Origin of the sequence: Vibrio sp. 10N.222.49.A3 (genome assembly GCF_041475145.1) — a bacterium.
Taxonomy (GTDB): Bacteria; Pseudomonadota; Gammaproteobacteria; order Enterobacterales; family Vibrionaceae; genus Vibrio; species Vibrio tasmaniensis_A.
This window is the reverse complement of the sequence record NZ_JBFRVM010000019.1, coordinates 121,114-137,956: the sequence shown is the minus strand read 5'-3', so window position 1 is coordinate 137,956 and position 16,843 is coordinate 121,114. Positions and strand designations below refer to the sequence as shown.

Below are 16,843 nucleotides of genomic sequence, written 5' to 3'. Positions count from 1 at the left end.
CCTAAGCGACTCTTTTTATCAATAAGTTTGTGTGAAGCTAAGCTGTGACGTGGTGAGTGCAAGGAGGAGGCACGGAGCTTACGTTAGTAAGTGAGTACCTCCGACACTACAATCATCCGTTACAGCAACGATTCACCAGACTTAGTCTATTTTACCGTGACACTGTTTGTACTTCTTACCACTTCCACATGGACATGGTTCGTTACGACCCACTTTACGCTCATCGCGTACTACCGTTTGTGGAGATGCCGCATCCGCTTCTTCGTCAGCTAGCTGGTTTTCAGCCGTTGCATGTTGTGCTTGTGCACGACGCGCCGCTTGTTCAGCTTGAGCTTGACGTTGAGCTTCCATCTTTTCAACTTCTTCTTGTTGCTGAACACGAACTTTAGAAAGGATGGTCACAACGTCTGTTTTCAGTACATCTAGTAGGCCTTCAAACAGTTCAAACGACTCGCGCTTATACTCTTGTTTCGGGTTCTTCTGAGCATAACCACGTAAGTGGATACCTTGACGAAGGTGATCCATCGCAGCCAAGTGCTCTTTCCAAAGGCCGTCTAGCGTTTGTAGCATCACAGACTTCTCGAAGTTACGCAGTACTTGAGCACCAACCACTTCTTCTTTCTGTTTGTAAGAATCAACCGCCATACCAAGAATGCGCTCACGCAAGGCTTCTTCATAAAGCTTGTCGTCTTCGTCTAACCAACCTTGAATGTCAAAGTCTAGATCGAAGTCATTCTTCAGACGATCTTGCAGACCCGCAATATCCCACATATCTTCAAGAGACTGAGGAGCGATGTATTCATCAATAACTGACGCCAGTACATCTTCACGGTTGTGTTCGATCATTTCACTGATGTCATCTGAACTCATCAGTTCATCACGTAGTTCATAAACAACCTTACGTTGGTCATTGGCTACATCATCGTACTCAAGAAGCTGCTTACGGATGTCGAAGTTGCGACCTTCCACTTTACGTTGTGCTTTTTCAATTGAGCGAGACAGCATCTTAGATTCAATCGCTTCGCCTTCGTCCATACCACTTTGGATAAGACCAGCCATACGATCAGACGTAAATATACGTAGTAGAGAATCTTCCATTGATAGGTAGAAACGCGAAGAACCCGCATCACCTTGACGACCAGAACGACCACGTAGCTGGTTATCGATACGGCGAGATTCATGACGCTCAGTACCAATGATGTGCAGACCACCTGACTCAAGTACTTTATCGTGAATGATTCTCCAATCAGCTTTGATCTTCTCGATCTGCTCTTTGGTTGGGTTCTCTATCTTCTCAAGTTGTGCCTGCCAGCTACCACCTAGCACGATATCGGTACCACGACCGGCCATGTTAGTTGCGATAGTTACCGCACCAGGCATACCAGCTTGTGCAACGATCTCAGCTTCCATTTCATGAAACTTAGCATTTAGAACGTTGTGCTTAATTTTTGATTTTTTCAATGCGTTAGACAGCAGTTCAGATTTCTCGATAGAAACTGTACCAACCAGTGATGGCTGACCAGCCGCTACACGGTCTTTGATGTCTTCAATGATCGCATTGAACTTGTCTTCTTCAGTACGATAAACCACATCTGGCATATCGTTACGAACCATAGGCTTGTTGGTTGGGATAACCACCGTTTCTAGGCCGTAGATAGACTGGAATTCGAACGCTTCTGTATCAGCAGTACCTGTCATACCTGACAGTTTTTCATACAGACGGAAGAAATTCTGGAATGTGATCGATGCTAATGTTTGGTTTTCATTTTGAATCTTCACACCTTCTTTAGCTTCAACAGCTTGGTGTAAACCTTCAGACCAACGACGACCTGGCATAGTACGACCAGTATGTTCATCAACGATAACCACTTCGCCTTCTTCAGTAACGATGTAGTCGACGTTTTTCTCAAACAATACGTGTGCACGAAGCGCAGCATTCACATGGTGCAATAGGCTGATATTGGTTGGAGAGTAAAGTGTGTCACCCTCTTCCATCAAGCCGTTTTTGACCATTAGTTCTTCTACAAACTCTTGACCGTTTTCAGTCAGGTGAACCTGTTTTGATTTTTCGTCCATGGTGTAGTGACCTTCACCACGGTACTCTTCTGAATCTTCTTTATCTTGACGCTCTAGAGAAGGAATTAGAGTGTTAATGCGCGTATAAAGGTCAGAACTATCTTCAGCGGGGCCAGAGATAATTAACGGAGTACGAGCTTCATCAATTAAGATTGAGTCAACCTCATCGACTACAGCAAAGAAGCGCTCACGTTGAACTCGGTCTTCAGCACGGAAAGCCATGTTGTCACGAAGGTAATCAAAACCAAACTCGTTGTTTGTTCCGTATAGGATGTCAGCTTGGTACGCTTCTTTTTTCTCTGGCGGAGCCATGTTTGCCACATTCACGCCAACAGTCATGCCAAGGAATTCAAATAATGGGCGGTTTGTTTCCGCATCACGCTTCGCTAGGTAATCGTTCACCGTTATTACGTGAACACCTTTGCTTGGTAGCGCGTTTAGATAAGCTGGTAGGGTTGCGGTAAGTGTCTTACCTTCACCAGTACGCATCTCTGCAATTTGGCCAGCATTAAGAACCATGCCACCAATCATTTGCACGTCAAAATGACGCATGCCGTAAACACGCTTCGACGCTTCACGTACCGTAGCGAATGCTTCAGGTAGAAGTTGATCTAACGATTCACCTTTATCTAAGCGCTCACGAAACTCAACCGTTTTTGCTTTTAGTTCATCATCTGAAAGAGCTTCAAACGTTGGTTCGAAGTTATTAATTTCTTTTACAATTTTTCTAAGGCGGCGCAGTGTTCTGTCATTGCGACTGCCAATTACCTTTGTCAGCAGCTTAGTAATCATGTGCTTGGAATCTCTTCGTTCTCAGATCGTCCGCGATCTATTTTAAATGCCGTCAGTCTCTACTAGCTATAAACTAGTCTTTAGTTACTAACCAAGGATACTGAGATAAATCTAGTATCTTTGATATTGTACTTGAGAGTAGAGTTTTCAAGGCTTTCGTTAAAATTAATGCCCTCTAGTGTAAGTAATTTTCACACCAACGACCATTTATAACCCCATTTGTTTGATGTGCTTGGTACTTTTCTTTCTAATTGTTGATGGATTAGCCAGACTGTAGGCAAATACTAGGCTAATTTTAAATGCTGACGACACTGTATCTGGAAAATAGATACAAAAAAACCAGGTCAATGACCTGGTTTTCAAAATCTTATATTGTCGTAAACAACAATTACGCTAGAACCATTCCTGGTTCAGCAAACGCAACAGGAGAACCAACTTCTTCTTCGAATGTTGCCCATTCCCAAGCTTCTGCATCAGCAAGTACTGCGCGTAGTAGTTGATTATTTAGGCCGTGACCTGATTTGTATGCACGGAATTCACCAATAATAGCGTGTCCACACATGTAAAGGTCACCAATCGCATCTAGCACTTTATGCGTTACGAACTCGTTTTCGAAACGTAGACCTTCTTCATTAAGAATTCGGTATTCGTCTAGTACGATTGCGCAATCAAAGCTACCACCCAAACACAAGTTTTGTGATTGTAGGTATTCAATATCACGCATGAAGCCGAAGGTACGAGCACGAGAAATTTCTTTCACAAAGCCTTGTGAAGAAAAATCAAACAACAGGTGCTGTTCATCAGATTCAATTGCTGGATGATTGAATTCGATTTCGAAGTCCATACGGAAGCCGTTAAATGGCACAAACTCTGCCCACTTATCGCCATCGTCAAAACGGATTGGCTTTTTGATTCGAATAAAACGTTTCGCTGCATTCAGTGTTTCTACACCCGCTTGCTGTAGCAAGTATACGAATGGGCTTGCGCTACCATCCATAATTGGGATCTCTGGTGCATCGACTTCAACAATAATGTTGTCGATACCCATACCCGCTAGAGCTGCATTAAGGTGTTCCACTGTAGAGATACGTACGCCTTCGTCATTAACAAGAGCAGTACATAACATAGTGTCACGAACTGACGCTGGATCAGCTGGGAAATCTACAGGTGGATTTACATCTGTACGACGATAAACAATACCTGTATTTGCAGCTGCCGGGCGAAGAGTAAGTGTGACTTTACGACCAGAGTGGAGACCCACACCAGTTGTTTTCACAATTTCTTTCAGAGTACGTTGTCTGATCATCTGCTTGCCTCGTTATCAGTGCTACAAATCACGGTCAGGATTTACCGACCGCGAATTTTACCATTAATTCGACGATAGTCAAACTTTGGGTATTTGTTAATCAGCCTGACGTCGTAAGAATGCCGGAATATCTAAGTATCCACTCTCTTTTTCAGCTTTAGGTGCTGCACTTTGGCTAGCGCCTGTACCTGAAGAAACAGGTGACGTTGTTGGCTGCGGCTTAACTTGAGGTTTTACCTCAGTTTTTTCTTGCAATGGTTGTGCCACTTTATCTTCCACTTTTGGTGCAGTTTGAGCCGCTACCTGTGGTTGAGGAGTTGGTGCAACCTTAGCTTTACCACCAGCAACTAGTGTAATGTCTGGTTTTTTCTCTGTGCCGATACCTGTTGCTACAACAGTTACACGGATTTCATCCGTCATATCAGGGTCTAGAGATGTACCAATCACAACTGTTGCGTTATCAGATGCGAATGCCTTAACTGTATTACCTACTGTTTCGAATTCATCTAAGCGCATATCTAGGCCAGCTGTGATGTTCACAAGAACGCCACGAGCACCAGCTAGGTCGATGTCTTCTAGTAGTGGGCTAGAAATTGCCGTTTCAGCAGCTTCTTCAGCACGGTCTTCGCCTTTTGCGATACCGCTACCCATCATTGCATGACCCATCTCTGACATTACGGTGCGAACATCCGCGAAATCGACGTTAATCATACCTGGGCGAGTAATTAGCTCAGCGATACCTTGTACAGCATTTTTAAGTACATCATTTGCACTTGCGAAAGCTTCTAGCAGAGTGACGCCGCGGCCAAGTACCTTAAGTAGCTTTTCATTTGGAATCGTAATTAAAGAATCCACATGCTTAGAAAGCTCTTCGATACCTTGCTCAGCAAACGCTAAACGCTTTTTGCCTTCGAAGCTAAATGGCTTAGTTACAACAGCAACCGTTAGCACACCCAGCTCTTTCGCAACTTCAGCAATAACTGGAGCAGCACCTGTACCCGTACCACCGCCCATACCAGCTGCGATAAATACCATATCGGCGCCAGTTAGAACTTCTTTAATTCTTTCTCGATCTTCGAGAGCTGCATCACGGCCTACTTGTGGGTTTGCACCAGCGCCCAAACCTTTAGTGATATCACCACCAATTTGGATCACGCTGCTAACGCTTGTTTTACGAAGTGCTTGTGCATCAGTGTTAACACTGATGAATTCTACACCTTCGATTGATTCACGCACCATGTGCTCAACAGCGTTACCGCCACCGCCACCAACTCCAACGACTTTAATTACTGCATCGTCAGACATTTCCATCATCGGTTCAAACATGTGTTATCTCCGTTTTTTCCTGCAACTCAGGTTAAAACTCTTTTTGTATCCAATTACGCAATTTACCAAATAAACCAGACATAGAAGGTGCTGAACGCTTAGGTTCGCTGTAATCACCTTCATCGCTGATCTGACAATCTCTTGCGTAATGAAGTAAACCAACCGCCGTAGAATGATACGGCTCTTTAACATAGTCGGTTAAACCACTAACTTCTAACGGCTTACCAACTCGAACTTGATTGCGGAAAACACGTTCCGCACACTCTACCAATCCGTCAATTTGTGCCGCTCCACCAGTGAGAACGACGCCAGCTGCAAGGTGGTGTTTAATACCTTCATCTCGTAGCTGTAATTGAACCGTATCAATAGTTTGGTTAACGAGCCCCATAAGTTCAGTGTAACGTGGTTCAATCACTTCCGACAAAGTTTGTCTTTGCAAACTTCTCGATGGACGGCCACCTACACTAGGGACGTTAACAGAATCATCCTTGCTTACGAGTTCACTCAGAGCGCAACCATGGTTTACTTTTATCTCTTCAGCATCGCTCACTGGCGTGCCAAAAGCGAAGGCAATATCACTGGTTACTGCATTTCCTGCGTAGGAAAAGACTTCTGTGTGTCGCAGTGCGCCGCCAGTCCAAATGGAGATATCCATCGTACCAGCACCAATATCAACAACACAGACTCCAAGCTCTCTCTCGTCGTCAGTAATTACCGCATTACTTGAGGCAAGTCCTGAAAACACGATTTGTTCTACAGTGAGACCACATCGTTCAACAGCTTTAATAATATTTCTCGCCATGTCGCTATGGCAAGAAATTAGGTGAACACTGACTTCCATTCGAACACCAGATAAACCAAGTGGGTTCTTAATCCCTTCTTGATAATCAATGGTAAATTCCTGAGGGATCACGTGCAGAATTCTCTGCTCATCACCTATTTTAATTGATTTCGCGGTATGGATCGCTCGATCCATATCGTCTTGAGACACTTCTTCATCAGAGATAGTGCCCATGCCTTTTTCAATTCGGCTTGCGATATGTTTACCCGATAGCGAGATAAATACATTGCTGATTTGGCATTCCGCCATCAACTCTGCTTGATCAATCGCTCGCTGAACCGACTTCACTACCGACTCTAGGTCGTTTACACCACCTTTATCCATACCTCTGGATGGGCTTTGCCCAGAACCAATGATATTGATTTGACCATCAGGCAATATTTCACCAACTAGAGCTGATATGGTCGCAGTGCCTATATCAAGACCAACGATTATGTTGTCATCTGCGGTCTTAGTCATCTGTACTCTCTTCTAACTCTTGCTCTGGAAACCAGCCTACAGCGGCTCCCGTATCGTACCTGAGGTCGATGTAGCTCACTTGATTCGCCTTACTACCTAATTCGTTGTAAAGCGAAATAAAGCGCTCAACACGCTCATCTAAAAAATCTTTACCTAATTCTAAACGAATACCGTTGTCTAGAATGATTTGCCAGGCGCGACGCTCATTGAGAACGAGCGAGGTAACGGTTAACCCTAGGCTGTTAATTAAAGGCGTTATCTGTCGCCACTTTTCAATCACTTGTTGGCTAGTGCCATCTGGACCGTAAAGTTTAACTCTATCACCCTTCAAAAGGCCAATATCACCATTAAACACCTGACCATCTTCATTCAACAGCATATTGCCATTCCAGATAGCTGTCGCATGATACTCAGTCAAAAATACTTTTATTGTGTCTGGCCACTGCTTACGAATCGAGACCACAGAAACCCAAGGCAACGCTTCTAAACTGTGTTGCAACACGCCAATATCTTGAGACATGAATGTTCCAATATGCTCTAGCTCGCTAAAGGCATGTTGAACATCACCAGCGGTTACATAAGTTAAGTCGCCTTGAAGTACTATTTTGGAGAGAGGCAATCGCTGATCGTCCCACATCCAAGTCAGTGTGGTATAGAAAAGAAATCCAATGAATAGCAATACCATGACAAAAAAAGACCCGCCTAAGGCGTGTTTCTTGAGCGACGGTAAACTGAATAGGTGGCGGTTTTCGCTAAAAGTACTTTCTACCAAAGCCCGCATTCCCTGTCGTTGGTTCGCAATTCTATTCCCTATCTTCGTAATAGAGGTAAAAGCTCTTACTTTAACCTATGAATTATACTGAGCAAAACTAAACTATCAAACGTTGATAATAAGATTTTTGGTCAATTTTAGGTCAATCGCAAGAAGTGAGCGATTGACCACAGTCTGTAGACAGTATTCTGTTACGCGTTCTGCATTTTATTAATGTCTAACTGTAACGATTCCAACTGCTTCGCTACTCGGCCAACATCGCCTGCACCCTGCGTTAAAACAAGGTCACCACCTTGAATGACGTTGGCTAAAGCCGATGGCAGTGCGTTGATATCGGCAACAAAGATTGGATCTATCTTACCACGCCCGCGAATAGTTCGACTTAATGAACGCCCGTCAGCCCCTGCAATAGGTTTCTCACCTGCAGAATAAACATCTAACAGAATTAGGACATCAACTTGTTCAAGAACGTTCGCAAAATCATCATACAGATCACGAGTACGGCTGTAACGGTGCGGTTGGAAGATCATAACAAGACGTTTATCAGTCCAGCCACTTCGTGCAGCTTGAATCGTCACATCAACTTCGGTTGGGTGATGACCGTAATCATCAACCAGCATTGCAACGCCTTTACCTGTTTCGTACTCACCTAGATGATCGAAACGACGACCCGTGCCTTCGGTTCCCGCCATCGCTTTTAGAATCGCTTCATCGCTGATGTCATCTTCTGTTGCAACAGCAATCGCAGCGGATGCATTCAATGCATTGTGACGACCCGGAATGTTTAGCGTAATATCAAGGTTAGCTTTACCTTCACGTACCACAGTGAATTTGCCTTGCTGACCTTCTTGTACATAGTTTTCAATACGGATATCAGCATCTTCTGAGAAGCCGTAAGTAATCACTTGGCGGCTAACCTGAGGTATAAGCTCACGCACTACAGGATCATCAACACACATCACAGCCTGGCCGTAGAATGGCAGGTTATGTAAGAAATCAATAAACGTCTGCTTCAGCGTTTCAAAATCGCCGCCGTAAGTATCCATATGATCCGCTTCGATGTTAGTGACGATACTAACCATTGGTTGCAGATGTAAGAATGAAGCATCACTCTCATCGGCTTCAGCGATAAGAATACGGCTCGAACCTAAACGTGCGTTAGTACCTGCACTTTTCACCAAACCACCGTTTACGAAGGTTGGATCTAGGCCTGCTTCAGAGTAAATCTGTGTCACTAGCGCAGTCGTGGTTGTTTTACCGTGCGTACCTGCCACAGCAATACCGTGACGAAAACGCATTAGCTCAGCCAGCATTTCTGCACGACGAACGATCGGTGTGCGCGCTTCACGAGCTGCAATAATTTCTGGGTTTTCTTCGTTGATAGCGGTTGAAACCACCACAACACTTGCATCGGCAACGTTACTTGCTTGGTGACCAACGTAAACAGTAGCCCCCTTGCTAACTAAGCGTTCTGTCACTGGATTTTGAGCAATATCAGAACCTGTGATCTGGTAGCCTTCATTAAGCAAGACTTCAGCAATCCCGCTCATTCCGGCACCACCAATACCAATGAAGTGGATAGATTTAACACGGCGCATCTCTGGCACCATTGCACGGATTTGCGCTAAGTCTTGGGTATGTTCAATCGTCATCAATTCAATCTCATTATTTTGCTAAAGCTTTGATCGCTTCAGCGACAGTCACATCAGCATCAAGCTTGGCGGCTTGACGAGCTTTTGTTGCCATCATTTTTAATTCATTTCTATCAAGCTGCGCGATAGTGTTCGCGAGCTTATCAGCCGTCAGTTGAGGCTGTTCAATCATTAACGCTGCGCCACATTCGACTAAATGATCGGCATTCAACGCTTGTTGTCTGTCTTTGTGCATAAACGGAACGAAAATAGAACCGACACCAGCAGCTGACACTTCAGATACGGTTAATGCACCAGAGCGACACACTAATAGATCTGCCCACTCATAAGCTTGCGCCACATCATCAATAAATTCAGTCACTTGAACATTATCTACAGAATGTGATTTGTATTGTTCAATAACTTGCTGTTGATTGTTCTTACCCGCTTGATGCACCACAGTGAAGCCTTCACCAAGCTGCGCCATCGTTACTGGCAAGGTATCGTTCAGGATTTTTGCGCCCTGGCTACCGCCCATAACCAAGATGCGGATGTCACTATCACGCTCAGCCATGCGTTGCTCGGGGTCAGCTAAGGCAACAACATCTTCGCGTACCGGGTTACCCACCACTTCTGCGGTAGGAAACGCACCAGTAAAAGCTTGGAAAACCTTTTTAGCAATCTTAGACAGCCATTGGTTGGTTAAACCTGCCACTGCATTTTGTTCATGTAGAACCACTGGAATACCAGATAACCAAGCCGCGATACCACCTGGGCCACTGACGTAACCACCCATGCCAAGCACCACATCAGGTTGCCATGCTTTAATATGTCGTCTGGCTTGAAGTATGGCATTAATAACCTGGAACGGCGCTTTAATTAGCTTGCTAATACCTTGACCACGCAGGCCTTTCACCTTAATGAAGTCGATCTCAATACCATGTTTTGGCACCAGATCTGCTTCCATTCTGTCTGCGGTTCCTAACCAGCGAATTTCCCAACCTTGTTGCTGAAGCTTTTTAGCCACCGCTAACCCTGGGAAAACGTGACCGCCAGTACCACCAGCCATCACTAAAAGTTTTTTGTTTTGTTTCATAACGTTAGATTCTTATTCTACTAATTCGTTTTGATTGTCGGCTTGTTCTTTTTGTTGAACTCGGCATTCATGATCGATACGCAGCAGCATAGAAACCGCTACTGACATCACGATAAGGCTTGAACCACCGTAACTGATCAGCGGTAAGGTTAGCCCCTTGGTCGGAACAATACCTGAAGCGGCACCTACATTAACAAGCGTCTGAAAAGCAAACCAAATACCAATGCCAAACGCCAGATAACCGCTGAACACTTGGTCGTTTTCGAAAGCTTTTTTGCCAATAAAAATAGCTTTAAAAACCAAACTAAAGATCAACATCAATACCAAGGTTACGCCAACAAAACCCAACTCTTCTGCCAGTACAGCAAAAACAAAATCGGTGTGTGCTTCAGGTAGGTACTCGAGTTTTTGAATTGAATTACCAAGCCCTTGCCCCATCCAATCACCACGACCGAACGCCATCAATGATTGAGTTAGCTGATAACCACTACCAAACGGGTCACTCCAAGGTTCCCAGAATGACGTAACACGTCGAACACGATAAGGCTCAATAACAATCAATCCCACAACGGCAGCAATACCTGCCACCATTAAGGCTATAAATTGTGACAGCTTAGCACCTGCGATAAATAACATGCCAAACAAGGTAACCAACATTACGACAACGGTACCCAAATCGGGTTGGCCAAGTAGTAACACCGCAAAGGCACCGAACACCATGATCGGTTTACCAAAACCACCGAAGAAGGTTTTTCTCACTTCATCCTGTTTACGAACCAAGTAGCCCGCCATAAAGATAAACAGAGATAACTTAGCGACTTCAGCAGGTTGTAAGTTAAACAGCCCGAGAGGAATCCAACGTGAGGCACCGTTAACCGACTTACCGACCGCTAACACCACCACTAGCAAAAAGAAGGATAAGCCCAATAGGTACATACTGTATTGAAACCAGCGTTTCATCGGGATTTGTAATATTACGCTGGATACACCTAACGCTAACACCAGGAAAATGGCGTGGCGGAACATGAAGTGAAACGGCTGATCGGTTAAACGAGCACTGATTGGGAACGAAGCCGACGTTACCATTACCAAGCCCGTCAGCATCAGTCCAAGAGCAATCCATACCAACTGACGATCGTAGAGCGCCTCTGGTGTGGCACGGTTAAGCCATTGCCAAATAGATTGATTAATCTCTTTCACTCTTTGCACTGAATGTTAGTCCTTCAACACGTTAGGCATACTCATGAGCAAGTTCAGTGAACGCATCACCTCTCGCCATGAAGTTATTAAATTGATCGAAGCTTGCACATGCAGGAGACAACATCACCATGTCACCCGACACCAATTGTGCAGAGATACTCTCGATGATGTCACGCATGGTATCAAACGTCTTAGCCGATGGATGTAATGGCATAAATTGCGCAGCATCTTCACCGAAGCAACACAGTTGTACGCGGTCTAGTTGCGCCAACACGGGGTTAAGCTCGCTAAAGTCAGCACCTTTGCCCACACCTCCGACTAAGAGATACAAAGTACCTTGGTATTCTAATCCCGACAGAGCCGCCAATGTACTGGCTACGTTGGTTGCTTTCGAGTCGTTAACCCATTTGATTTTGCGCTTATCAGCCACCACTTGGCAACGATGAGTCAAACCATTGTAGGCTTTCAAAGCTTCAAGACTTTTGCTGTAATCGATACCGACTTGCTTAAGCAGCGCTAAAGAGACTAAAGCATTTGCCACATTATGACGTCCAACCAATGTTAAATCTTGGCTAGCAAGTACAGGCTTACCGTTGTCCATTAGCCATTCGGTGCCATCAATCGTCGCTACACCAAACTCTTGGTCATCGAGTCCGAATGTCACTAATGGCATACTGTGGTCAGGATAAGTCTCTTTGTCTTCGCGGTTTACGATCGCGTACTGAGCATTATTAAAAATTCTTAATTTAGCGTCACGGTAATCGGCCATGCCTTGATAGCGATCCATATGATCTTCTGACAAGTTCAAAAAGGCCGCCGCTACAAGATTTAGACTGGATGTTGTCTCTAGCTGAAAGCTTGAAAGCTCAAGGACATACAAGTCGGCATCAAGCTCAAGAAGATCCAAGGCAGGAATACCGATGTTGCCACCAATGCCAACGTTAAGACCAGCAGCTTTGGCAAGCACACCCGTTAGATCGGTCACCGTACTCTTGCCATTGGAGCCTGTTATTGCCACGACGGGTTTGTCTACCGCCCAACCAAACAGTTCAATATCGCCAACAACCGGAATACCCGCTTGAATAACATCTTGTATTTCAGGGGTCGCTAAGGCGATACCTGGGTTAGCAACCACTAAATCAGCTTCCGCTAACCATTGGCTATTCCAACTTCCAGAATGCAGCTCTACCGATTCAGGCAAAGATTCTTTTCCTGGTGGTAGCTCTCGCGTATCAATTACCTTCACATGCGTATGAGGTTGATATTTTACGAGATGTTTAACGACAGAGAGCCCGGTAATACCGAGCCCCACAACCACTACATTTTGAATATTTTGCCAACGTTCCATTTAAACAAGATGCTCTTAATAGTTTTAAAGAGCCTCTCATTAAGAGGCTCAGATAGGATTAACGAACTTTCAGCGTTGCTAGGCCAACCAGTACTAATACCATTGATATGATCCAAAAACGCACGATGACACGTGGCTCCGGCCAACCTTTCAGTTCATAGTGGTGGTGAATTGGTGCCATGCGGAAAATACGCTGACCGCGCAATTTGTAAGAGCCAACTTGCAGTATCACTGACAAGGTCTCCATTACAAACACACCGCCCATGATAACCAATACCAACTCTTGGCGAACTAACACAGCGATCACACCCAGAGCACCACCAAGCGCTAGTGAGCCAACATCGCCCATGAATACTTGTGCAGGATAAGTGTTGAACCATAGAAAACCAAGTCCAGCACCTACGATAGCAGTACATACCACAACCAACTCGGAGGTGTATGGGATGTATGGAATGTGTAAGTATGACGCAAAGTTAACGTTACCGGTCGCCCAAGCAATTACAGCAAAACCAGCCGCAACCATAACCGTTGGCATAATGGCCAAGCCGTCTAGGCCGTCTGTTAGGTTTACCGCGTTACTGGTTCCCACAATAACAAAGTAAGTTAGTACGATGTACAGTAAACCGAGTTGTGGCATCACATCTTTAAAGAAAGGAACAACCAATTGAGTTGCTGCAGTATCGTGCCCGTGAGCATACAGAGCAAACGCCACGACTAACGCAATAGCTGATTGCCAGAAGTACTTCCAGCGAGCTATCAAGCCATCTGTGTTTTTGCGAACCACTTTACGGTAGTCATCAACAAAGCCAACCGCGCCATAACCAGCAAGTACAACTAATACAGCCCAAACATAAGGATTCGAGAGATCAGCCCACATCAATACCGTAATAATGATCGCAGCAAGGATCATCACACCGCCCATGGTTGGCGTGCCACGTTTGCTGAAATGAGATTCAGGGCCGTCATTACGAACAACTTGGCCAATTTGTAGCATTTGCAGACGCTCAATTAAACGAGGTCCCATCCACAGTGACAGACATAACGCCGTCAAAATACTCGCGATTGCACGAAACGATAAGTATTCGAACAAACGGAAAAAAGAAAAGTGTGGCTGTAGTAGCTCTGCAAGCCAAATTATCATGAAAAGTTCTCCTTTAAAGCAGCGGCTATTTTACTCATTCCTGCACTATTCGCGCCTTTTACCAATAAGGTATGTGACACGCTTTCTGGCAAGCTTAGGTGCTGCTCTATGTGCGCGATCATCGCTTGATGCGTTGTAAAGTGGGTACCATTACAGACCTCACTAATCACCTTGGTATCATCACCGTAAGTAAGTACATGCTCAAAAGCGAATGGGGCAGCATATTCACCGACTTGACGGTGAAGTGCAAGGCTTTCATCGCCTAATTCAGCCATATTACCTAAAATTAACCAACGTTGACCTTTGAAGCTCGAGAGTAGCTTCGCTGCCGCCTTCATTGCTGGCACGCTGGCGTTGTAACTGTCATCTATGAGTTTGATATTCTGACTTAATTGTTGAACCTCAACTCGCCCTTTGACAGAGATCAGATTCGCTAAACCATTTTTCACCTCATCAAGCGAGGCTCCAAATTGGATACTCAACGCTGCAGCTGCTAATGCATTCGCTACGTTATGTTGACCGATGATACCAAGCTCAACAAATATGGCCCCTTGAGGTGTCTGCATATCAAAGCACGCTTCACCTTGCTCATTAATGCGAATATTCTTGGCAAAATAATCCGCCTTGCTGTCGCTTTCTGAAAATGTCAGCACTCTTTTATCTGCAAGCACGTCATTCCAAAAGTCACCACCGTTGCTCTCTAGATTAACAATAGCAGTATCATCAGCAGCAAGCCCCTGAAAGATTTCACCTTTCGCTTGTTTCACACCATTGATAGACCCAAAGCCTTCTAAGTGCGCTGCAGCTACGTTATTAACTAACGCCACCTGTGGTTTCACAAGCTGCGTGGTATAGGCAATTTCACCAATGTGGTTCGCGCCCAGTTCTATCACGGCATAGTCGTCATTTGCTTCACTGCGCAGCAAGGTTAATGGCACTCCAATATCATTATTGAAGTTACCTGCGGTAAACAACACCTTGCCACGTTGCTGCAGAATGCTTGCCACCATCTCTTTAACCGTCGTTTTACCACAACTGCCTGTAATCGCCATGGTTGGCACGTCACACTGTTTGTGGATCCAAGCACTTAGCTGACCTAAAGCAAGTTTAGTGTCTTCAACAACCACCTGAGTAATATTTAGGTCAAGTTTTCGTTCGACTAACAACGCGCTCGCATTAGCTTCTACCGCTTGATGACAAAAGTCATGCGCATCAAAACGCTCGCCAACAAGAGCAACAAACAGTGCACCCTCTTCAACGGTTCGAGTGTCAGTAGAAACCGCATTAATAACACTATTGCTCGACTTGCCAGCCTCAATCAACTGACCGCTCACCGCTGAACAAATCTGCTCGAGTGATACATCAATCATTATGAAATACCTAAAAGTTGTAGCGCAGACTCTCGATCTGAGTAATGGATCGTTTCGTCTTTCAATACTTGGTAATCCTCATGGCCTTTACCAGCCAAAAGAATAATGTCATTACTGCCTGCCTGTTCTAGGGCAAACTTAACCGCTTGATAGCGATCGTGCTCGACGAATGCAGATTCTGGTTCGCTTAAGCCAGCTAGCATGTCTTTAACAATCAAAGCAGGATCTTCGCTGCGAGGGTTGTCATCTGAAATAATAATTTTGTCGGCGAACTGCTCTGCCGTTACCGCCATCATTGGGCGCTTACCTGTGTCGCGATCGCCGCCACAACCGAAGATAGCCCACAGCTTTCCAGAGCAGTGTACACGCAATGCTGCCAATGCTTTTTCTAGAGCATCTGGCGTGTGCGCGTAATCGACAACAACTTTTGCTTTGCTCGGAACTTGAAACAGTTCCATACGACCAATAACAGGTTGAAGCTGAGGCGCGGTGTCGACCAAGGTTTGCTTGTCGATGCCTAATGAAAGCAAAGTCGCGAAAGCAACCAGTACGTTTGATGCGTTGAACTGACCAATCAATGGAACCGAAAGATCACCTTGCCCCCAGCTACCATCGAAAGAGAGCTTAATCCCAGTTTCTGCATAGGCGACATCAGATGCCCACACCGACTGTTGGTAATCAGACAACGGAAGCAATGAAACAGCTATTGCATTGGACAAATCTGCCATCCACGCTTTGCCGACTTCATCATCCACATTGATCACTGCATGTTTGCATTTGTGTTGAGTAAACAGGCTTTTTTTAGCCAATGCGTACTCTTCCATCGTGCCGTGGTAATCAAGGTGATCACGACTCAAGTTAGTGAACACACCAACCTCAAAATCCAACGCTTTTACTCGGCCTTGAACCAAACCATGAGAAGAGATTTCCATCGCGGTATAAACTGCACTTTCCTCAGCCAACTCGCTCAGTGTACGTTGTATTTCAATCGCGCTGCCTGTGGTATTAGCCGCTGTTTTTAGGTTATCTAAGAAGCCATTACCCGTGGTGCCCATTACCGCCGAACGCTGGCCGACCAAATCAAGCCACTGAACAATCAATTGGGTGATGGTGGTTTTGCCATTGGTGCCGGTAACACCAATCAACTTAGTCGCTTGAGAAGAATAAACTCGGCCAGCCAGTTCAGAGAGAATTGAATTTAGATCAGATACATAAACAACAGGAACTGCATTTAACCACTCAACCAAGCCATGAGCTTTGTCATCACTCGCTTGTGCAATGACAGCTTTCGCACCTTGAGCAACGGCTTTGTCGATAAAGCGACGACCATCAATGGCATGTCCAACAATGGCAACAAAAATATCGCCTTCCTTGATGGTACGGCTATCCAACTCCAATTGCTCAACAGCAATCGCATCTAGCTCAAGTGAACTAAAGTCCCCCCAAGGAGAAAGTAAAGATGACAGCGTGAGGCTATTACTCATA

At 45.1% G+C, this 16,843-nt stretch carries 12 protein-coding genes; all 12 read right to left on the bottom strand.

Features of this window, described 5'->3' with window-relative positions:
• Positions 1-141: 141 nt before the first annotated feature.
• Positions 142-2,868 (bottom strand): preprotein translocase subunit SecA, encoded by a 2,727-nt coding sequence (secA, locus tag AB4589_RS02950; RefSeq protein ID WP_372099282.1) that lies wholly within the window; start codon positions 2,866-2,868, stop codon positions 142-144.
• A gap of 388 nt (positions 2,869-3,256) precedes the next feature.
• Positions 3,257-4,174 (bottom strand): UDP-3-O-acyl-N-acetylglucosamine deacetylase, encoded by a 918-nt coding sequence (gene lpxC, locus AB4589_RS02945; RefSeq protein ID WP_372099280.1) that lies wholly within the window; start codon positions 4,172-4,174, stop codon positions 3,257-3,259.
• Between the two features lie 96 nt (positions 4,175-4,270).
• Positions 4,271-5,500 carry a cell division protein FtsZ gene (ftsZ, locus tag AB4589_RS02940; RefSeq protein ID WP_012603216.1) on the bottom strand — a complete coding sequence of 410 codons (1,230 nt, stop codon included), beginning with the start codon at positions 5,498-5,500 and terminating at the stop codon, positions 4,271-4,273.
• Between the two features lie 31 nt (positions 5,501-5,531).
• Entirely contained in the window at positions 5,532-6,800 is a 1,269-nt protein-coding gene (gene ftsA, locus AB4589_RS02935) for a cell division protein FtsA (protein WP_004729844.1), read from the bottom strand.
• Positions 6,793-7,572 carry a cell division protein FtsQ/DivIB gene (locus tag AB4589_RS02930; RefSeq protein ID WP_009848959.1) on the bottom strand — a complete coding sequence of 260 codons (780 nt, stop codon included), beginning with the start codon at positions 7,570-7,572 and terminating at the stop codon, positions 6,793-6,795. Before AB4589_RS02930 ends, ftsA begins: the two co-directional genes overlap by 8 nt.
• 191 nt (positions 7,573-7,763) lie before the next feature.
• Entirely contained in the window at positions 7,764-9,224 is a 1,461-nt protein-coding gene (gene murC / locus AB4589_RS02925) for a UDP-N-acetylmuramate--L-alanine ligase (protein WP_012603213.1), read from the bottom strand.
• A gap of 13 nt (positions 9,225-9,237) precedes the next feature.
• Positions 9,238-10,299, bottom strand: a complete 1,062-nt coding sequence (murG, locus tag AB4589_RS02920) for an undecaprenyldiphospho-muramoylpentapeptide beta-N-acetylglucosaminyltransferase (RefSeq protein ID WP_372099277.1) — start codon at positions 10,297-10,299, stop codon at positions 9,238-9,240.
• Between the two features lie 12 nt (positions 10,300-10,311).
• Positions 10,312-11,508: a cell division protein FtsW gene (gene ftsW, locus AB4589_RS02915; RefSeq protein ID WP_009848956.1), complete on the bottom strand. Its 1,197-nt coding sequence runs from the start codon at positions 11,506-11,508 to the stop codon at positions 10,312-10,314.
• Positions 11,509-11,530: 22 nt separating this feature from the next.
• A complete protein-coding gene (gene murD, locus AB4589_RS02910) occupies positions 11,531-12,847 on the bottom strand; it encodes a UDP-N-acetylmuramoyl-L-alanine--D-glutamate ligase (protein WP_372099275.1) in 1,317 nt (438 codons plus the stop codon).
• 58 nt (positions 12,848-12,905) lie between these two features.
• Positions 12,906-13,988: a phospho-N-acetylmuramoyl-pentapeptide-transferase gene (gene mraY / locus AB4589_RS02905; protein ID WP_009848954.1), complete on the bottom strand. Its 1,083-nt coding sequence runs from the start codon at positions 13,986-13,988 to the stop codon at positions 12,906-12,908.
• Positions 13,985-15,358, bottom strand: a complete 1,374-nt coding sequence (murF, locus tag AB4589_RS02900; protein ID WP_372047347.1) for a UDP-N-acetylmuramoyl-tripeptide--D-alanyl-D-alanine ligase — start codon at positions 15,356-15,358, stop codon at positions 13,985-13,987. The genes mraY and murF overlap by 4 nt, the downstream gene beginning before the upstream one ends.
• Positions 15,358-16,842, bottom strand: a complete 1,485-nt coding sequence (gene murE, locus AB4589_RS02895; RefSeq protein ID WP_372099272.1) for a UDP-N-acetylmuramoyl-L-alanyl-D-glutamate--2,6-diaminopimelate ligase — start codon at positions 16,840-16,842, stop codon at positions 15,358-15,360. Before murE ends, murF begins: the two co-directional genes overlap by 1 nt.
• Position 16,843: the final 1 nt, after the last annotated feature.